Origin of the sequence: Burkholderia sp. AU33423 (assembly GCF_002223135.1) — a bacterium.
GTDB classification, from domain to species: domain Bacteria; phylum Pseudomonadota; class Gammaproteobacteria; order Burkholderiales; family Burkholderiaceae; genus Burkholderia; species Burkholderia lata_D.
Map to the genome: position 1 here is coordinate 525,156 of NZ_NKFH01000004.1, position 19,141 is coordinate 544,296.

Below are 19,141 nucleotides of genomic sequence, written 5' to 3' on the forward strand. Positions count from 1 at the left end.
AGAAGCGTCAGGCCGCTCGCTTGAATAGCCGGATCACGAACAGCAGGATCACCGCGCCGACGACTGCGACGATCACCGAACCGATGAAGCCGCTGCCGATGCTGATGCCGAGTATCCCGGCGAGCCAGCCGCCAATCACCGCGCCGACAATCCCGACGATGATGTCGACGATCAGCCCGAAGCCGCCGCCCTTGACGAGCAAGCCGGCAAGCCAGCCGGCGATCGCGCCGATGATGAGCCACATAATCAAGCCATGAGTCATGGTTGTCCTCTCCTTGAGTTGTGTCGAATGACCGGACGTCGGCTGTGTCGCCGCAAGCTGAATGAAGGCGGCATCACGACTCGCCGCGCCGCCCACGCAATGTAACGCGATAGACGGGTCGGAATCGTTAAGTAATGTTATGCACCCTTAACGGGATTTTCCAGCGAATTTGTCTACATACGGCATGGCTCGCGCACGGGCGATGCGTGCCGAAATGAATCTGTAAGAAAAGACCGCTGGTGAAACCGGTCGGCCGTCGGCGTCATCGGTCGTGCGTCGATGCCTGCATGCCCGCGTCGGGCAAGCCGTCGCCTGCGTCGGCGATCAGCCGGGCGACGGTCGCGGGTTCGCCGATCGCCTCGATCGACAGCAGGGCGAAGCGGGCGAGAAAGAGCGACGCATCGGCTTCACCGATCCGCGTCATCGTGCGGCACAGGTCGGTGTAAAGCATGTCACGTTCGATGTCCGTCATCATGCGGTCTCCTGAGGATCGGTTGAGGCGCACGGATGGAGTGCGCGTTCGAGCGCGGTGGTCACGTCGCTCGCGCGAGCGTCGTGCCAGCGGCCGAGCACGTGACCGTCCGGACGCACGAGATAGACGGTGCCGTCGCGCGCGCCGTACATGTCGAACAGTCGGCCGTCGTCATGCCCGCCGCAGGCCGGTTGCCGCGGCGCCGCATGCCGTGCGAGCGTGACGAGCGCGAACGGTATCCGCGCTGCGTGCAGGCGCTGTTCAAGATCGGCGAGCGTCGGATCGAGTACGCCGTCGGACATGAAGCAGAACGCGGTGAAGCGCGGGGCGACGAGATCGGTCAGGTGGCCGCGGTGCGTGTCGCTGCCCTGCGCCGTGTACAGCGTCAGCGGACATTCGGCGAGCGCCGTGCCGGGCGCGGGGCCGGCTGAAAACGTGTCGCGTTCGGCTGCGTTGAGCGACGACGTCGCGTACGCGATGGCGGTCGTCTGGCGTGGATTGATCAGCGAGCGCAGTGCCGGGTGCCGGACCGCGAGCGACAGCACGGCCTTGCGCATCAGTTCGAACGCAAACGACGGCGGTGCCATGAACTCGGTGCTCTTCGTGCCGTAGCGCAGGTTCTCGTGCGTCGCGTACACGCGTTCGTCCGAGTAGTTGTCGAGCAGCGAGTCCGATGCGAGCCCGCGCGTCACGTACGCGAGTTTCCATGCAAGGTTGTCGGCATCGTCGATGCCCGAATTCGCGCCGCGCACGCCGAAGATCGGCACGAGATGCGCGGCGTCGCCACAGAACAGCACGCGCCCGTGCCGATAGCGTTCGAGCGTCAGCGCATTCGCCTTGTAGATCGTGATCCAGATCGGCGACCAGTCGCCGCGCTCGCCCATCATGTCGAGCAGGTTCTGCACGCGCGGGATCACGTTCTCCGGCTTGACGGCCGCTTCGGGATCCTCATCGTCTCGCAACTGGTAATCGATTCGCCACACGTTGCCGGGCTGCTTGTGGACGAGTACCGTCGAGCCCGGGTTCGACGACGGGTCGAAGTACGCGAGCCGTTCGGTCGGCCGGTCGCTGTCGAGCGCGATGTCGACGATCACGTAGCGGCCTTCGTAGCTCGTGCCTTGCAACGACAGCCCGAGCGCTTCGCGCATCGTGCTGCGTCCGCCGTCGCACGCGACGACCCAGTCGGCGTCGAGCGCGTAGCCGCCGAGCGGCGTGTCGACGTCCAGGCGCACACCGTCCGGTTGCCGGGTCACGCCGGTGACTTTCGCCTGCCGGCGGATCTCGATGAGTTCGGGGCGGCGCAGCGCGGCGTCGAGCAGGAACTGCTCGATGTGATACTGCGCGAGATTGATCATCGGCGGCAGCTTCTGGTTTTCGTCTTGCGGCATCGTGAAATGCAGCACTTCGTCGCGACGGTAGAAGCTGCGTCCGCCGGTCCACGGCAGCCCCGTGCGCAGGAAGTCGTCGAGCGCGCCGAGCCGCTCGATGATCTCGAGGCTGCGCCGCGAGATGCAGATCGCGCGGCTGCCGTGGCAGACCGCATCGTCGGCCTCGATCAGCACGCTGCGGATGCCGTGGTTCGCGAGACCGAGCGCGACGGCGAGGCCGACGGGGCCGCCGCCGACGATCGCCACGCGATGCCGGTGTGTATCAATACCGTCGTCGCAGGCCGGCAGATGCGCGGGATGGCGCTCGGCGACGAACGGGTAGGGCTTGAAGTCGATATCCATCGTGGGCTTCCAGGGGAGGGCAGTTCGACGTGCACGCGCGCCGGGGCAACGCGTGCAGGCAGTCGGAGCAGTATGGAAGCCGTGCGGAAATCCGCTGTCCCCATTCCGGGTACAGCAGGCCGACCGGGATTTATCCCGATTCGGTCATCACCGGCCGGTTCGGTTCAGGGCTGCAGGCAGAGCGCGAACAGCTGGCGCTGGCTCGAGATGCCCAGGCGCCGGTATGCGCGTTTCTGGTACGTGACGACGCTCGACGCCTTCACGCCGATCGTCTCGCCGATCTCGTGCGCGGTCTGGCCTTCGAGCACACCGCGCAGTACATCGAGTTCGCGCTTGGACAGCGCCGGGCACGCGCTGCGCAGCCGCGCGAGCATCCGCTGCGGGATCCCCGTCTGCGCCGCACCGGCGAGCGCGTAGTGATGCTTCGCGGCCTGCGCGATCAGCGGCGCGAGCGCTTCGATCTCCGCGATCTCGCGCGGCTGGAACGCGCCGCTGCGATGCGCGCGGTACAGGTTGATCGACAGCCAGCTCGCATCGTTGGGCTGCGTCAGCAACGACAGCCGGTCGGACACGTCGGGGCCGCGGTAGCAGGCCGCTCGATACGCTTCATGATCGATCTCGTCGCCGGCCTGCTGGTGCAGCAGCAGGTCGTGGCGGCACGTGCCGCGATGCGCGCTCGACACGATCGTCTGGTTGCCGTCGAGCGCGTAGAAGTGTCGCGCGTAGGTGTCGGCCACGTCGCGCAGGTAGCGGCCGCCGCGATGGTCGGCGACGGATAGCGTGCGCGGGCGGTTGCCGAACTCGTACGCGAAGATCGTGCATTGCGTGACCGACAGCGCATCGTCGAACAGCTTCAGCACTTCGGCTGCGAATGCGTTGGGCTCGTTGCCGCCGATCGCGGCGACGAGGCGTGTCGCACGCGATACGTCCAGTTGCCCGGTGAGGTTCGGTCGCTCGAGACGCCAGGTGCGCATGATGCTCGGAAAGGGCGGAGTGGTCCGGCGATTGTAATCGGCGGCGTGCGGCGCGGGAGTCGGGTGATGCCCGCAAGCGGAGCGGACACGGGGGAAGAAGGGCAGCGCACGATTCGGCGCCCGGAATGAGAAAAGGGCTGACAAGCATTGCTTGTCAGCCCTTTATAACTTGGTGCCGGAGATAGGAGTCGAACCTACGACCTTCGCATTACGAATGCGCTGCTCTACCAACTGAGCTACACCGGCATCAGAGAAACGAAATTATAAGGTGAAATCTGAGGCCTTGGCAATAGGTTTTGCGAATTTTTTTCAGCTTGCTGCTGCTGTTTCGCGAAACGCATCGACTCGGCAAACTTCCCGCTTCGTTTCACTGCGATGCGACCCGTTGGGGTCACATCGAGAGCCGCGATTCTACGTACGTCGCGCGACACTGTCTAGTGCTGCAGTGCAAATTTATTGCTTTTCTTGATGGTAGCCCGTCACGCGCTCGACTTCGTTCTTCGAACCGAGGAACACCGGGACGCGCTGATGCAGGCCCGTCGGCTGCACTTCCATGATGCGCTGCGTGCCGGTCGTCGCGGCGCCGCCCGCCTGTTCGACGATGAACGACATCGGGTTCGCTTCGTACATCAGGCGCAGCTTGCCCGGACGATCGGGCGTGCGCTTGTCGGCCGGGTACATGAAGATGCCGCCGCGGTTCAGGATCCGGTGCACGTCGGCCACCATCGATGCGATCCAGCGCATGTTGAAGTTGTCGCCGCGCGGGCCGTCCTTGCCGGCGTTCAGCTCGTCGACGTAGCGCTTGACCGGGTCGTACCAGTGGCGCGCGTTCGATGCGTTGATCGCGTATTCGCGCGTCTCTTCGGGAATCTGCATGTTGCTCTGCGTGAGCACCCACGAGCCGACTTCGCGGTCGAGCGTGAAGCAGTTCACGCCGTTGCCGGTCGTCAGCACGAACACCGTCTGTGGGCCGTACACCGCGTAACCGGCCGCGACCTGCTCCGTGCCCGGCTGCAGGAACGATTCCTCGGTCGCCTGCTTGCCGTCCGGGCAGCGCAGCACCGAGAAGATCGTGCCGATCGACACGTTCACGTCGATGTTCGACGAGCCGTCGAGCGGATCGAACACGAGCAGGTATTCGCCGCGCGGGTAGTTCGCCGGGATCGGGAAGAACGTTTCCATTTCTTCCGATGCCATCGCGGCGAGGTTGCCGCCCCATTCGTTCGCGTCGAGCAGGATTTCGTTCGACAGGATGTCGAGCTTCTTCTGCACTTCGCCCTGGACGTTCTCGCTGCCGGCGGTGCCGAGCGCTTCGCCGAGCGCGCCCTTCGACACGTTGTAGCTGATCGCCTTGCACGCGCGTGCGACGACTTCGATCAGCAGGCGCAGGTCGGCGGGGAGGTTGTTGGTCTCACGCTGCTGTTCGATCAGGAACTTCGACAGCGTGGTGCGGCGGGCAATGGACATGACAGACTCCAGAAGGCCAAAAGAATCCTTGAATAGCCGCAATTTTACCCGCCGCGCCTCCCGTGCCGCCGGCTTTTTTCGTCCGGTTACATGGCCGGGCGGCCGGCCCGGTCCGGCTTTCCGGCGGTGGAAACCAGCGGGACGCGCTTGACGCCAGCGGCAGGCGGCGCGGTCGAACCCCGCGATTGCGTGCGCTTCCAGCAGTCTTCAGACCATAAAAAAGCCGGCGCCGCGACGGGCGGCACCGGCTGTATCGCGCAGGCGCGATGCGGGAGATGGCGTTACGCGAGCGCCTTCTCGACGATCTCGCGCACGTCACGCGATTTCGCACCGGCGGCGACTTGCTCGAGCGCTTCGCGCATCCGGTCGCGCAGTGCCGGCGTGAAGCGGCGCCACAGTTCGAGCGAGCGGGCGAGGCGTGCCGCGACCTGCGGGTTGATCGCGTCGAGCGCGAGCACCTGTTCGGCCCAGAACGCGTAGCCCGAGCCGTCGGCCGCGTGGAATTGCGCGGGGTTGGCCGCGCAGAAGCTGAAGATCAGCGAGCGGGCGCGGTTCGGATTCTTCAGGTTGAACGCCGGGTGCGCGAGCAGCTTGCGAACCTTTGCGAGCGTCGGCTGCGCGGGCGTGCCGCGTTGTGCCGCCTGCATTGCGAACCACTTGTCGATCACGAGCGCTTCCTTCTCGAAGCGACGATAGAAATCGTCGAGCGCGTGCTCGGCCGGTTCGGTCGCGCCGGCGGCCGCGGCGGACAGCAGCGCGCCGAGCGCTGCCGCGCGATCGGTCATGTTGTTCGCCGCATCGTATTGCGCGGTCGCGAGGCGCACCGCATCGGCCGGATCCTCGAGTTCGGCGAGATACGCGAGCGCGAGGTTCTTCAGCGCGCGGCGGCCGGAGGCCTCCGGCGTCGGTTCGTAGGCGCCGGGCGTCTGGTGCTGCTCGTATGCGGCGAGCCATTCCGCGCGCAGCGCGGTGGCGAGCTGGCGGCGCACGAACTGGCGTGCGCGATGCACGGCGGCCGGATCGGCTTCCGCCATCTGGTCGGCGAGGTAGGTTTCCGACGGCAGTGTCAGCGCGAGTTCGCGGAATGCCGGCGACAGCGTCGCGTCGGTCAGCACGCGGCGGAATGCGGCGACGAAGTTCTCGCCGAGCGTGAGCGGCTCGTTCGCGGCCGCACGCGTGGCGAGCGTCAGCAGCGCGCGTGTCGCGAGGCGCTGGCCGGCTTCCCAGCGGTTGAACGAATCGCTGTCGTGCGCGAGCAGGAACGCGAGGTCATCGTCGCTGTAGTCGTACTCGACGATCACCGGCGACGAGAAATTGCGCAGCAGCGACGGCAGCGGTTGTTCCGGTACGTCGACGAACGTGAAGGTCTGCTCGGTGTCGGTGAAGTCGAGCACGCGCGTCGTGCTTGCGGCGGCGGCTTCGCCGTCGAGACGCAGCGGCAGGTCGCGGCCGTCGCGGCCGATCAGGCCGATCGCGAACGGGATCAGCAGCGGCCCTTGCTGCGTTTCGCGCGCGGCCGGCGACCCGTCGCCGTACCCCTGCGCGAGCGTCACCGTATAGCGGCGTGCGGCCGCGTCGTACGCGGTGCGCACCGACACGCGCGGCGTGCCGGCCTGGCTGTACCAGCGCTCGAACTGCGCGAGGTCGCGCCCGTTCGCGTCGGCCATTGCGTGACGGAAGTCGTCGCAGGTCACGGCGTGCCCGTCATGGCGCTTGAAGTACAGGTCCATCCCCTTGCGGAAGCCGTCGCGGCCGAACAGCGTCTGGTACATCCGCACGACTTCCGAGCCTTTCTCGTAGACCGTCATCGTGTAGAAGTTGTTGATCTCGACGTAGCTTTCCGGGCGCACCGGGTGCGCCATCGGGCCCGCGTCCTCGGCGAACTGCAACTGGCGCAGCACGCGCACGTCCTCGATGCGCTTGACCGCGCGGGCCGCCGATTCGAGGTCGTCGCCCGCAGCCATGTCGGCCGAGAATTCCTGGTCGCGGAACACCGTCAGCCCTTCCTTCAGGCTCAACTGGAACCAGTCGCGGCAGGTTACGCGGTTGCCGGTCCAGTTGTGGAAGTACTCGTGGCCGACCACCGATTCGATGTTCGCGAAATCGGTATCGGTCGCGGTCTCGGGGTTCGCCAGCACGTACTTCGTGTTGAAGATGTTGAGCCCCTTGTTCTCCATCGCGCCCATGTTGAAGTCGCCGACCGCGACGATCATGAAGCGGTCGAGATCGAGCTCGAGGCCGAAGCGCTTTTCGTCCCAGCGGATCGAGTGGATCAGCGAATCCATCGCGTGACGCGTCTTGTCGAGATCGGCCGGCTCGACCCACACCTGCAACAGTTTTTCCTTGCCGGAGCCGGTCGTGATGGTTTCCTCGATCGCGACCAGCTTGCCCGCGACCAGCGCGAACAGATAGCTCGGCTTGCGGAACGGGTCTTCCCATTTCGCGAAGTGGCGGCCGTCGGGCAGGTCGCCCGAATCGACGAGGTTGCCGTTCGACAGCAGCACCGGGTACGCGGCCTTGTCGGCGCGCAGCGTCACTGTATAGGACGCCATCACGTCGGGGCGGTCGAGGAAGTAGGTGATGCGGCGGAAACCTTCGGCTTCGCACTGCGTGAAGAAGTTGCCGCTCGACACATAGAGGCCGGACAGCGTCGTATTCTGGTCGGGTGCGCATGCGCTTTCGAGCGTCAGCTCGAAGGCTTCGGGGACGTTCTCGACGGTCAGCCCGTGTTCGTGCGCGCGCACGGCGCCATGCGGCGCGCCGTCCAGGTGTGCGCCGAGGAATTCGAGCGCTTCGCCCATCAGCTCCAGGTGCGGCGCGGGCGCGGCGTCCGGATTGCGGCGCACGCGCATCGTGTTCCTGACGATCGTACGGGCCGGCGCGAGATCGAATTCGAGCGCGACGGAATCGATGAGGAAGGCCGGCGGCGTGTAGTCGGCGCGGCGGATCACGGTGGAAGAGGCGTTGTCGGACATGGTCGTCGAGATCGGTGGAGTGGGGGACGGGCCCGTGGCACGGGCCGGGCGAACCGGGCCATTGTACAAAGGCTGGCGGCCGCGTGCCGGGCGAACTTTTTACCGGTTCCGGGAGTCCGCGTATTATCGGCATCCCGTTACGGTTCGCGCGGTGCGACGAACGGGTGACGGATCGAAGAGGATCAACATGAAACGCGAATGGATTCAACGCGGTGCGGGCTGGGCGGCGGTGCTGTGCGTGGCGCTGCTGACCGGCTGCACCAGCTACGTGACGACCCAGGTCACGGCCTTCTCCGACTGGAGCGGCAGTGACGCGACACGCACCTATGCGTTCACGCGCACCGAGGCGCAGAAGAACAGCATCGAGCAGTCGACCTACGAGCCGATCGTCGCGAACGAGCTGTCGACCTATGCGTTCCGGCAGGTGCCGCAGGCGCAGGCGCGATATCTCGTGGGGCTGACCTATGCGGTCGGCAGCGATCTCGTGACGGTACCGCAGCCGGTCTATTACGATCCGTGGTTCGCGCCCGGGCCGTACTGGCGGCGCGGGCCGTGGGGCCCGTGGGGTCCCTGGGGGCCGATGCCGGCCGGTTACGTCGCGCAGACGTACCAGGTGTTCGACTACACGCTCGGCATCCGCATCACCGAGCGCGCGACGGGCAAGGAGGTGTACAACGTGTCCGCGCGCACGACCGGCGACAACGGCACGCTGCTGTATGCGATGCCGTTCCTCGCGCGCAGCGCGCTCGCCGATTTCCCGCTGTCCAACGGCGCGGTCCGTTCGGTCCGGCTGCCGGTCGACAAGCGCGGCGGCCCGGCGGCGCCGGCCGCCAACGAGCGCGCGGTGCCCGTGGCGCCCGCTTCGGGTGCCGCCGCCGCGAAGTAACGCGGTATCCCGCTCGGCGCGGCCGTCCGGCCGCGCCGGTCATGCCCTTCCGTCAGACCCCGATACCCAGCAGCGCCAGCGCGCCGAGCACGACGAACAGCACGGCTGCGATCGCGTGCACGAGCTTCGTCGGCAGGCGATGCGCGAAGCGGTCGCCGAGCAGGATCGCGGGCACGTTCGCGAGCATCATCCCGAACGTCGTGCCGGCCACGACACCGATGTAGTCCTGGAAGCGCGCGGCCAGCGCGACGGTCGCGATCTGCGTCTTGTCGCCCATTTCCGCGAGGAAGAATGCGACGAGGGTCGCACCGAACACGCCGAGCCGCGAGCGGTTGGCATTGGCTTCGTCGGCATCGAGCTTGTCCGGTACGAGAATCCACAGCCCCATCGCGATGAACGAGAACGCGAGCGCCCAGCGCATGATCGACGGTGTGACGAGCACGCCGAGCCATTCGCCGAGTGCGCCGGCGAAACCGTGGTTCACGAGCGTCGCGACGAGCACGCCGAGAATGATCGGCACCGGCTTGCGATAGCGCGCGGCCAGTACGAGGGAAAGCAGTTGGGTCTTGTCGCCGATTTCAGCGAGGGCGACGGCGCCGGTGGAGATCAGGAAGGCTTGGGACACGTATGGGGTTCCACGGGCCGATGTTGTGCGTGCGAGCGACGATCCACCGCGCGCCGGGCCCTGATGCGACGCGCTGTGAACCATCGGTCTCGCCAGGCCTAGGTGGCTGCGTCCGCCATGGCCGTACGGCCAAGTCTGTTGACGGACGCCTCCGTCACGATGCGCGCCGGGAGCGCGGGACATCGAGCGGAGCGGCTACTCCCCAATGAGCGGCGAATTCTAGCACGGTGCGTTGCGCGCGGGAAAGCGGTTGCCGGGCGCTGTGCCCGGAGTCGGGGCGGGGGATCGGCGTACGGCAATCTCGGCGGCCCGGCGCGCGCGGCGGTGGATGCTTACGCGTGCCGGGGCGAACCCCGGCAGGTCGTTACGCGGCGGGGCGGCGTGCCGCGCCGCGCTCGTGGACGAGGTTGCCGGCCGCATAGGTGCGATACACCGCGCGGTCGTCGCCGAGCAGCGCGAATGCGAACAGCAACTCCTCGAGCGAATCCGCGCGCTTCGTGCGGCGTGCAAGCAGCGGCGTGGCCTGCGGATCGAGCACGACGAAGTCGGCCTCGGTGCGCGGTGCGAGCGTGCCGACCGTATCGGCGAGGTCGAGTGCCTGCGCGGCGCCGGCCGTCGCGAGCCAGAACATCCGCGTCGCGGTCAGGTGGTGGCCGGACAGCCGCGCGACCTTGTGCGCTTCGTTCATCGTCTGCAGCATCGAGAACGACGTGCCGCCGCCGACGTCGGTCGCGAGCGTGACGGGCACGTCGTATTCGCCGGCCTTGTCGAAATCGAACAGCCCGCTGCCGAGGAAGAAGTTCGACGTCGGGCAGTGCGCGACGACGGTGCGCGTCTCGGCCATCCGGCGGCGGTCCTCGTCGTCGAGATGGATGCAATGGCCGTACACCGCGCGCGGACGCAGCAGCCCGTAGCGGTCGTAGATGTCGAGATAGCTGCGATGGCCGGGGAACAGCTCGGCCACCCATTTCACCTCGTCGACGTTCTCCGCGACGTGGCTCTGCACGAACACGTCCGGATGGCGGCGCGCGAGCTCGCTGCACGCCTCGAGCTGCGCCTCGGTCGACGTCGGCGCGAAACGCGGCGTGAGCGCGTACATCTGGCGGCCCTTGCCGTGCCAGCGGTCGATCAGCTCGGCACTGTCGTCATAACCCGATTGCGCGGTATCGCGCAGGAATTCGGGGCAGTTGCGGTCCATCAGCACCTTGCCCGCGATCATCCGCAGGTCGCGCGCATCGCTCGCCGCGAACAGTGCATCGGCCGACTGCTTGTGCACCGTGCAGTAGACGAGTGCGCTCGTCGTGCCGCAGGCGAGCAGTTCGTCGACGAAGAAGTCGGCGACTTCGCGCGCATGCTCGGGATCGCCGAACTGGCGCTCGGTCGGGAACGTGTACTTGTCCAGCCACGGCAGCAGGCCCGGCGCCGGCGACGCGATCATGTCCGTCTGCGGATAGTGGATGTGCGTGTCGATGAAGCCGGGCACGATCAGTTTGTCGCGCAGGTCATGGACGATCGCGTCGCGCGCGAGCGTCGCGGCGAGCTGCGCGTACGGGCCGGCCGCGACGACCTTGCCGTCGTCGACGACCAGGAGGCCGTCGGTCTCGTAGGTCGCGGCCTGGCTCGATTGGGCCGGATCGCCGTTGAAGGTCAGCAGCTGGGAACGAAAAGCGGTTTGCGTCATGACGAATGGTCCTGCATCAAGGTAAGGCGAACAGAAGAAAACGGGCGACGCCGCACGGGGGCAAGACGGCGCCTGGCGAGCGGGTGCGGCACGCTGCGTGCGGCACGACCGGATGCGATTGCGCGGGCGAACGTGGCGGCCGAAGCCGCCAGCGAGTGGTTGCCGGCGGGCCTCGCAGCCGTTGCGCTCGCGATCGATGCGGCGGCGAGCGAAACGGCAAATCGCGACGGCAGGCACGCGCGGGCGACGACAAACAGCGCCGTCGCCGCGCGCTCACGCACGCGGTCGTCGCGGCGCAGGGCCGGGCCGGTGGTCGCGAAGCGGATGCCGTTGCCGTGTTTCATCTGTCTAGCGTGCCTCGATGCCGGCCGTCACGCGGCCTGCCAGTACGCGTCGAGGCGCGCGTACAGTGCGTCGCGCTGCGCCGGTTCGATGAACGACGCCTCGAAGCCGTTGCGGATCACCGCATGGACTTCGGCATCCGTAAGTTGCAGCCCTTCGGCCGTCGCGAAGTAGTTTTCATTGACGTAGCCGCCGAAATAGGCCGGATCGTCGGAGTTGATCGTCACCGCGACGCCGCGATCGAGCAGCGCCTTCAGCGTGTGCTTCGCCATGTCGTCGAACACGCACAGCTTCAGGTTCGACAGCGGGCACACGGTGAGCGCCGTGCGCGATTTCGCGAGACGCTCGACGAGTGCCGCGTCCTCGATGCTGCGCACGCCGTGGTCGATCCGGTCGACCTTCAGCACGTCGAGCGCTTCGTAGATGTAGGCGGGCGGGCCTTCCTCGCCAGCGTGTGCGACGAGCTTCAGCCCGAGCGCGCGCGCCTTCTCGAACACGCGTGCGAACTTCGTCGGCGGATGGCCGAGCTCGGACGAGTCGAGGCCGACGCCAATCAGGCGATGGCGATAGCGCTCGAACAGCGGCAGCGCGGATTCGAACGTCGCGAGCGCGTCCTCTTCGGACAGGTGGCGCAGGAAGCACAGGATCAGCTTGCTCGACAGCCCGCGTTGTTCGGCATCGGCGAGTGCGCGTTCGATGCCCGCGACCACCGTCTCGATCGATACGCCGCGCTCGGTGTGCGTCTGCGGATCGAAGAACAGCTCGGTATGGACGACGTTGTCGGCGAGCGCGCGTTCGCAGTACGCGGCCGTCATGTCGTAGAAATCCTGCTCGGTCAGCAGCACGCTCGCGCCGGCGTAATAGATGTCGAGGAACGACTGCAGGTCGGTGAACGCGTACGCGGCGCGCAGCGCGTCGATCGAGTCGTACGCGAGCTTCACGCCGTTGCGCTGCGCGAGTGCAAAGATCAGTTCGGGCTCGAGCGAGCCTTCGATATGGATGTGCAGCTCCGCTTTCGGCGCGCGGGCAATCTTGTCCTTGAATGTCGGGGTCATGGCGTCGTTCTTGGTCGGTCAGTAGGTAGGGGAAGCCTGCGTGGACGCATTCGCGTTTGCCTCGACGGCCTGCAGCAATTGCGCAGCCACCGAGATCGCGATCACTTCGGGCGCCTTGTCGATGATGCCTTCGACACCGATCGGGCAGCGCATCCGCGCGACCTGGGCCGGGTCGATGCCGATCGCGGCGAGGCGATGATCGAACTGCACGCGTTTCGCGTGCGAGCCGGTCATCCCGAAGTACGCGTAGTCGCCGCGCCGCAGGATGCGCTCGGCCAGCACGAAATCGAGTGCGTGGTCGTGCGTCATCACGACGAAATACGACTGCGGCGGTGCGGCGTCGACCGCGTCGGCCGGGGCAGCGGCCGCTTCGATCGCGAGGTTGCCGATGCCGGCGAGCGTGTCGGCCGGCGGGAACACCGCATCGGGCCCGTCGATCCAGCGCACATGGCACGGCAGCGTCGCCAGTACCTTCACGAGCGCGGTGCCGATGTGTCCGGCGCCGAACAGCATGACGGGGAACGCATACGGCGCGATCGTTTCGGTCATCAGCGACACGCCGCCGGTTTCCCACAGCAGGCAGTCGGCACGCGCGGCTTCCGATTCGGGCTCGCTCAACAGCGGCGCGCCCGGCGAGGGGCCGAATGATACGCTACGCACGGTCGCGGCGCCGGCCGCGACACGCTTCGCGAGCGACATGATCCAGCCGAGATCGCCCACATCGAGCCGCTCGAACGCGAGCACCACGGCGCCGCCGCAGCACTGGCCGAGGCTCGGGCCGAGCGCGAGCCGTTCGAGCCGGCGCGCGTGCGGCACGTGCGCGCCATCCTTCAGCAGATGCCGCGCGATCTCGATCGCCTTCCATTCCAGATGACCGCCGCCGATCGTATGGCGGGCCGTGTCGCGCGTGACGAGCATCTTGGTGCCGGCTTCGCGCGGCGCGGAGCCGTCGGTGTGCGCGACCGTCACGAGCACGGCCGCTTCGCCGTGCGCGAGCAGTTGCTGCAGATCGCCGAGCCAGGCTTCCATCAGCACGCTCCGTTCGGGACGACGCGGCACGACACGCGGCGCGAGCTGGCGGGCGTGACGGCAACGATGACGGACGGGAGCGAGGCGGGCCGGCCGCACGGCTGATGCAGTGCGGCGGCAGCGCGCCGACGGCGCGCGCGGACGGCACCGCCGGATGTGCGGACGCCATGAGGGTGACGGATGCGGATGGTTTGCGTTGTCATGATGAATCCAGTCGACATTGCGGATCGGGCGCGCGTTACGCAGGGGTGGTGAGACCGCCTGGCCTCGCGCACGTAGATCGCCATCCAGTCACGAAGATAGCACCGCAAGGCGACGGGAACATCGCTGGGCGGTGATCCGGGCTATCAGGAGGCGATCATGTCGATCATAGGCCCGCCGCGCGGGATCGGGGCGCCGATGCGTGCACATCGGGCCGAAACGCAGGCGTGGCGGGGCTGGGCGCGGAAGTCGCGCGATGCACGTTCGCCCGGAGAGCCGGGCGGCGGCGGGGTAAGTGTTTACGCTTGGCGGGCCGGATGCGACTCACCGGGCTGGCCGGCGGGCGCGCCTGAGCCGGGCGGCTACCGGCCGGCGGTGTGCGGCCCGGGCGAACGGGCCGCGCGCAGGACGGTACGAAGCCGGCCGGTCAGGCCGCGAGCTTGCGGCGATGGCGCCAGAGGCTCGCGACGACCGCGATCAGGATCACGGCGAAGCCGATCAGCGCCCAGCCGGGCAGCAGGATGCCGAAGATCGGCGGATAGACGGTCTCGCACAGCCCGGCGACCTTGAACATGCCGGGGAACCACTGCGCGGGCGGCAGGCTGTCGACGATCGGCTGCAGCGTGTCGAAGCCGCAGCTGAAGCCCGGATTCATCTGGATCGTCAGGTGCCGGGCGGCCGTGCCGACGCCGCCGGCCGCGGCGATCGCGATCAGCAGCTCGAGCACCCAGACGCCGCGCCAGTTGCGGATCCCGGCGGCCAGGAACGCGAAGATCCCGATCGCGCAGAAGAAGTAGCGCTGGATGATGCACAGCGGGCACGGGTCTTCGTTCTTCACGTACTGCAGGTACAGCGCACCGGCCAGCAGGGCGATGCACACCCATCCGAGCAGCATCAGCAGACGGCGTTCGCGGCGGAGTGCAAGCGTGTAGTCGTTCATGTCGGCGGGGTTCCTCGTCGGTCGGTCCGGAAAACAATCGCGCGATTTTAGCGCGAACGGTCTGGCACGAAACTGACAGCGCGCATGCGGCAGCCTGCCGCACCGCGCGCCCTGTCCGCCGGCGCCCGGTTGGCTGCGCTCAGCGGATCGTGTTCAGCACGGCCTCGACCGCCTGGCCGATCGCGAGCAGCGCGTCGTCGCGATGCGGTGCGGCTGCGAGCATCAGCCCGACTGGCGCCGCGTCGCGCGGATGGCAGGGCAGCGACAACGCGCACGCGTCGAGGAAGTTGAACGCGCTCGGGTTGCGCAGGATCAGCGCGTTGGTGCGCGTGAAGGCATCGTCATCCGCTTCGAGGTCGGCGATGCGCGGCGGCACGACCGGCACCGTCGGCGCGACGAGCGCATCGAAGCGCGACCAGACCGTGTGCGCGGCTTCATCGAGCATCGCCGTGCGCGCGGCGAGCAGGTCGAGATAGTCGGCCGCGCTCGCGGGTTCGCCCTTCAGGATCCGCGTGAGCACGCGCGGGTCGTACTGGTCGCGGTGCTTGGCGAGCAGCGGGCGATGCCATGCGTAGGCCTCGATCGGCGAGAAGCCGAAGCGGTTGACGTCCGGCAGCCGGTCGAGCGCGGGGAAACGCACTTCCGTGACGATCGCGCCGGCGGCTTCGAGATGCTTGAGCGCGGTGTCGAGCGCGGCCGCGACGTCGGCATCGACGCCGTCCGTCACGTAGTTCGTCAGCACGCCGAGCCGCACGCCTTCGAGCGGCCGGGCGGCTGGCACGTGCGGCTCGAGCCCCGCGAGCATCCGGTCGACGAGCGCGCAGCAGGCGACCGTCAGGCCGATCGGGCCGAACGAGTCGAGCGTCGTCGACAGCGGCACGCCGCCTTGCGTCGGGATCCGGCTCGCGGTCGGCTTGAAGCCCGTCAGCCCGCACAGCGCGGCCGGAATGCGGATCGAGCCGCCCGTGTCGGTGCCGAGCGCGACGGCGGCCATCCCGTCGGCGACGGACGCGGCCGCGCCGGACGACGAGCCGCCGGAAATCCGCGCGTCGCCCGCCACGTCGCGGTGGTACGGCGAGCGCGGATGGCCGAAGTGCGGGTTCAGCCCGAGCCCCGAGAACGCGAACTCGCTCATGTTGGTGCGGCCGACCAGCACCGCGCCCGCGCGCTTGAGCCGCGCGACGGCGACCGCGTCGGTGCGCGCGGCCGGCGCGCCGTCGAGCACGCGCGAACCTGCACGCGTCACCTGACCCGCGACGTCGAACAGGTCCTTGACCGACACCGGAATGCCCGCGAGCGGCGACAGCACGGTGCCCGCGGCGCGCAGCCGGTCGTGCGCATCGGCGGCCGCACGCGCGTTGTCGGCATCGACTTCGGTGAAGACGACGGCGCCCTGGCCCGACGGATCGGCGATCCGGTCGAGCGCGGTGTCGACGAGCGCGCGGCTCGTGGTCCGGCCGGCGGCAAGGTCGGCGGCGAGCTGGGCGAGCGGGGGGAAGGGCGTGAAAGAGGTCATGGGCGGCTCAGGGGCGAAGATGTTGAAGAAGCGTGGAGCGGAACGAATCGATATGACTTTCAACGGCCGCGCGTGCGCCGGCGGCGTCACGCGCGGATAGCCGATCGAACAGTTCGCGGTGCTCGTGCTGGACGTCGGCGAGATGGTGAGGTTCGGACAGCGTGACGAACCAGAAGCGCAGCGAGCGCTCATGCAGGCCGCGCAGGATGTCGGCGAGGACCGCATTGCGCGCGGCCGCGGCGATCGCCTGGTGGAATGCGCGGTCGAGTTCCATCATGCCTTCGACGTCGTGCGTGTCGACGCAGGCCTGCCCGTCGTCGAGCAGCGCGGACAGGCGCGCGAGGTCCTCGGGGGTCGCATGGCGCGCGGCGAGTTCCGCGCAGTGTGCTTCGTTGATGCGCCGCACGTCGATCACCGCGACGATGTCGTCGAGCGACAGCGGCTGCACCATCAATCCCTTGCGCGGCATCACGGACAGCAGCCCCTCGAGCACGAGCCGATGCACGGCCTGGTGCACCGGCGTGCGGCCGATGCGGGTGCGGGCGACGAGGTCGGCTTCGTTGAGGGCGGCGCCGGGCTTCAGGCGCATCGTGATGATGTCGCGCTGGATCAGGGCATACGCGCGGTCGGCGAGGCTGGCCGTCGGGGCGGCCGGGTGCTCGCGGGTGACGTCGGCGAGGGCATTCATGCGGGGTGCGGCGCAGCGGCCGGGCGGGGCGCGATCATGGCGCAGGCGGTCGGGAAACGTGGGCGATGCGTGGATATTATTGTGATATATCACTGGTGTCCAGTACTGGCGGTGCCGCATCGGCATAGCCGGCGCGCGGGCGGGGACGCTCCCCGACGCAGTTTGCCGCCGACTTGCAACAATATCGACAGGATGTTGCAGGTTTGCCGCTCGATCGCGCGCTGAAGCATAATGAATCCTCGTTTATCCATACGCGTGAGCGACGTACCAGACCATCGTCATGAGCGAAAACACGCCTTCCCCGGCCGGTCTGCCCGGCAACGCCTCCGTTTCTTCCGATTCCCCCCGTCCCAATCCGGCGAAAGCGCCCGATGCGCCGGCCGCCCAGGCCGCCGCGCGGAACGTTGCTGCCGACGGCGCGTCACCGGTGACGGCCGCGTCCGAGCCGGGTGCGCCCGGTGCCGCCATCAATGGTGCTGCTGCCGCCGCGCCGCCGAAGGCTGGAACGCCGCCACCCGGTTTCGGCGCGCAGCCTGATTTCGACACGCCGCGCCCGCCGCCTGCGAACGCGCAGAATGCGCCGCCGGCCTATCTGAAGCAGAGCGACACGCCGTGGTCGGTATTCGGCCGGATCGTGGCCGCGCGCGCCCGCCGGCTGTTCGACCGTGCCGGCCAGCGCATCACGCAGCGCACGCTGCGCATCGGCGTGTCGGCACGGATCTTCCATCCGGAACCGGGTGCGAAGGGGCTGCGGGGCAAGACGCTCCAGTATCTCGAGGAATCGATCGCCCACTGGGTCATGTCACGCGACGTGCTCGTGTTCATGATTCCGACCGTCGGCCACCAGGGCATGATTCATCCGAGCAACATCCGCCTGCGCGACTATGCGAAGCATCTCGACGGCCTGCTGCTGCAGGGGGGCGCAGACGTATCGCCGCAAACCTATGCTGCATCCGACGCCCGCCCCGAATGGCCGGGCGATCGCGTGCGCGACATGTACGAGCTCGAACTGCTGCACGAGTTCGTCGAATCCGGCAAACCCGTTCTCGGCGTGTGCCGCGGCTGCCAGCTGATCAACGTCGCGTTCGGCGGCTCGCTGTACCAGGACATCGCCACCGACGTGCCGACCGCGAATGCGCACGTGAGCGAGCATTACGACCAGCATCGTCACGCGATCCGCTTCCCGGATTCGTCGACGCTTGCGAGCATGTTCCCGGGGCGCAGCGAAGCGATCGTCAACTCGATCCACCACCAGGCGATCCGCGATCTCGGCCGCGATCTGAACATCGAAGCCGTGTCGGCCGGCGACGGGATCATCGAGGGCATTCGCCATCGCCGTTCGCCGTTCGTCGTCGGCGTGCAGTGGCACCCCGAGTTCCATCGCGCCGGCGGTTCGGAGCTGCTCGACTGCACGCCGCTGCTCGATGCATTCCTGCGCGCGGCGCGCGAAACCCGCCTGTAGCAAGCCGTATTCTTCGCGTCGGACGAAGGCCGGCCGCATCCCGACAAATTCGAGATGCGGCCGTTTCGTTTTGAACGATAATCGCGAGTTCCGATTCGTTCGCCGGAGTCTGACGTTGGTTTTCCGAAAATTTTTCCCTGCACGATGCGCCACGTGGATCGTTGCGCTGGCTGCCTGCGCGCAAGCGGGCGCGACCTGGGCCGCTGACGCGACGGCGCCCGCCGCCGGTACGCGTCCGTCAGTCACGAGCCTGCGCGGCGACACGGATGCATCCGCCACGGCCGCGACGGATGCATCCGCACAAGGCAACGTCGCCGAGCTGACGCAGATGCTGCACGACGGCCGGATCGTCGAGATGCGCACGACATACAACGGCAGCTACGGTGCGAGCCTGATGTTCGACCCGCGCGAGATGACGTACTACGTCGCACTGTTCCAGGACAAGCATCTGTGGCGCGTGATCCGGTCGCAGGAGAAGAACCGCGCGGAGATGGTGTACGCGAACTTCGTTCAGCAGACCGTACAACTCGCCGATATCGAGATCCGCCGCACCGAGCTGGAGGCGCAGAAGGCGTTTCTCGAACGCGTGATCGCGCTGCAGGCGAATCGTGCTCAGCAGTTGCAGGCCGACCTGAGCGTTGCGCGCAGCCAGCAGGCTGAAGTCGCGCAGCGGCAGCGCTCGGCGCAGGAGCAGACGCAGGCGCTGCAGGTCGAGAAGCGGGCCGCGCAGTTGCAGCTGCGTGATCTGCAGGAGCAGGTGCGACAGCTCGAGAAGCAGACCGAGACGGGGCTGCCCGCGCACAAGTAACGCATCGTCAGACGGACGCGGAGACGAG

17 protein-coding genes, 1 tRNA gene and 1 riboswitch are annotated in these 19,141 nt (G+C 67.7%); of the genes, 3 read left to right on the top strand and 15 right to left on the bottom strand.

Translation table 11 applies throughout. The features are described 5' to 3' along the window. Window positions 1-7: 7 nt before the first annotated feature. From CFB50_RS05130 to pepN, 7 genes are all read right to left on the bottom strand, one after another. Entirely contained in the window at window positions 8-262 is a 255-nt protein-coding gene (locus CFB50_RS05130) for a GlsB/YeaQ/YmgE family stress response membrane protein (protein WP_039343362.1), read from the bottom strand. 262 nt (window positions 263-524) lie between these two features. Then, window positions 525-737 carry a hypothetical protein gene (locus CFB50_RS05135; protein ID WP_089445140.1) on the bottom strand — a complete coding sequence of 71 codons (213 nt, stop codon included), beginning with the start codon at window positions 735-737 and terminating at the stop codon, window positions 525-527. After that, complete coding sequence (locus tag CFB50_RS05140) at window positions 734-2,464, bottom strand: FAD-dependent oxidoreductase (protein ID WP_089445141.1); 1,731 nt, start codon at window positions 2,462-2,464, stop codon at window positions 734-736. Before CFB50_RS05140 ends, CFB50_RS05135 begins: the two co-directional genes overlap by 4 nt. Before the next feature lie 164 nt (window positions 2,465-2,628). Continuing rightward, window positions 2,629-3,438, bottom strand: coding sequence for a helix-turn-helix transcriptional regulator (locus tag CFB50_RS05145; RefSeq protein ID WP_089445142.1), 810 nt, complete (start codon window positions 3,436-3,438; stop codon window positions 2,629-2,631). Between the two features lie 170 nt (window positions 3,439-3,608). Next, window positions 3,609-3,684, bottom strand: a tRNA-Thr gene (locus CFB50_RS05150). A gap of 207 nt (window positions 3,685-3,891) precedes the next feature. Next, the gene (locus CFB50_RS05155; RefSeq protein WP_069247404.1) at window positions 3,892-4,905 is read right to left on the bottom strand and encodes a class 1 fructose-bisphosphatase; all 1,014 of its coding nucleotides are present in this window, start codon (window positions 4,903-4,905) and stop codon (window positions 3,892-3,894) included. 281 nt (window positions 4,906-5,186) lie between these two features. After that, entirely contained in the window at window positions 5,187-7,880 is a 2,694-nt protein-coding gene (pepN, locus tag CFB50_RS05160; RefSeq protein ID WP_089445143.1) for an aminopeptidase N, read from the bottom strand. A 187-nt stretch (window positions 7,881-8,067) separates the two neighbouring features. Between pepN and CFB50_RS05165 the strand changes: the two genes are divergently transcribed. Then, on the top strand, window positions 8,068-8,766 hold the full coding sequence (locus CFB50_RS05165; protein WP_089445144.1) for a DUF4136 domain-containing protein: 699 nt from the start codon (window positions 8,068-8,070) through the stop codon (window positions 8,764-8,766). Window positions 8,767-8,818: 52 nt separating this feature from the next. Here CFB50_RS05165 and CFB50_RS05170 read toward each other — a convergent pair whose 3' ends face one another. The 8 genes from CFB50_RS05170 to CFB50_RS05215 all read right to left on the bottom strand — a co-directional run bounded on the left by CFB50_RS05170 (window position 8,819) and on the right by CFB50_RS05215 (window position 16,843). Beyond that, the gene (locus tag CFB50_RS05170; protein ID WP_046545165.1) at window positions 8,819-9,391 is read right to left on the bottom strand and encodes a TMEM165/GDT1 family protein; all 573 of its coding nucleotides are present in this window, start codon (window positions 9,389-9,391) and stop codon (window positions 8,819-8,821) included. Window positions 9,392-9,469: 78 nt separating this feature from the next. Further along, window positions 9,470-9,607: riboswitch (yybP-ykoY riboswitch) on the bottom strand. 148 nt (window positions 9,608-9,755) lie between these two features. Further along, complete coding sequence (gene guaD / locus CFB50_RS05180; protein WP_089445145.1) at window positions 9,756-11,072, bottom strand: guanine deaminase; 1,317 nt, start codon at window positions 11,070-11,072, stop codon at window positions 9,756-9,758. Continuing rightward, window positions 11,069-11,416 (bottom strand): hypothetical protein, encoded by a 348-nt coding sequence (locus CFB50_RS05185; protein WP_089445146.1) that lies wholly within the window; start codon window positions 11,414-11,416, stop codon window positions 11,069-11,071. The genes guaD and CFB50_RS05185 overlap by 4 nt, the downstream gene beginning before the upstream one ends. A gap of 27 nt (window positions 11,417-11,443) precedes the next feature. Further along, the gene (locus CFB50_RS05190) at window positions 11,444-12,469 is read right to left on the bottom strand and encodes an adenosine deaminase (protein ID WP_069247409.1); all 1,026 of its coding nucleotides are present in this window, start codon (window positions 12,467-12,469) and stop codon (window positions 11,444-11,446) included. Window positions 12,470-12,487: 18 nt separating this feature from the next. Further along, complete coding sequence (gene xdhC, locus CFB50_RS05195; RefSeq protein WP_089445147.1) at window positions 12,488-13,498, bottom strand: xanthine dehydrogenase accessory protein XdhC; 1,011 nt, start codon at window positions 13,496-13,498, stop codon at window positions 12,488-12,490. Window positions 13,499-14,126: 628 nt separating this feature from the next. Further along, window positions 14,127-14,639, bottom strand: coding sequence for a disulfide bond formation protein B (locus tag CFB50_RS05205; protein WP_069247410.1), 513 nt, complete (start codon window positions 14,637-14,639; stop codon window positions 14,127-14,129). A 139-nt stretch (window positions 14,640-14,778) separates the two neighbouring features. Further along, window positions 14,779-16,155: an amidase gene (locus tag CFB50_RS05210; RefSeq protein WP_089445149.1), complete on the bottom strand. Its 1,377-nt coding sequence runs from the start codon at window positions 16,153-16,155 to the stop codon at window positions 14,779-14,781. 7 nt (window positions 16,156-16,162) lie between these two features. Then, window positions 16,163-16,843, bottom strand: a complete 681-nt coding sequence (locus CFB50_RS05215) for a GntR family transcriptional regulator (RefSeq protein WP_089445150.1) — start codon at window positions 16,841-16,843, stop codon at window positions 16,163-16,165. 280 nt (window positions 16,844-17,123) lie between these two features. On the opposite strand from CFB50_RS05215, the gene CFB50_RS05225 reads away from it, so the two are divergent. Together CFB50_RS05225 and CFB50_RS05230 are read left to right on the top strand one after the other, a co-directional pair. Further along, window positions 17,124-18,305, top strand: a complete 1,182-nt coding sequence (locus CFB50_RS05225) for a gamma-glutamyl-gamma-aminobutyrate hydrolase family protein (protein ID WP_089445151.1) — start codon at window positions 17,124-17,126, stop codon at window positions 18,303-18,305. 115 nt (window positions 18,306-18,420) lie between these two features. Beyond that, window positions 18,421-19,113 (top strand): DUF2968 domain-containing protein, encoded by a 693-nt coding sequence (locus CFB50_RS05230; RefSeq protein ID WP_089445152.1) that lies wholly within the window; start codon window positions 18,421-18,423, stop codon window positions 19,111-19,113. Window positions 19,114-19,141: the final 28 nt, after the last annotated feature.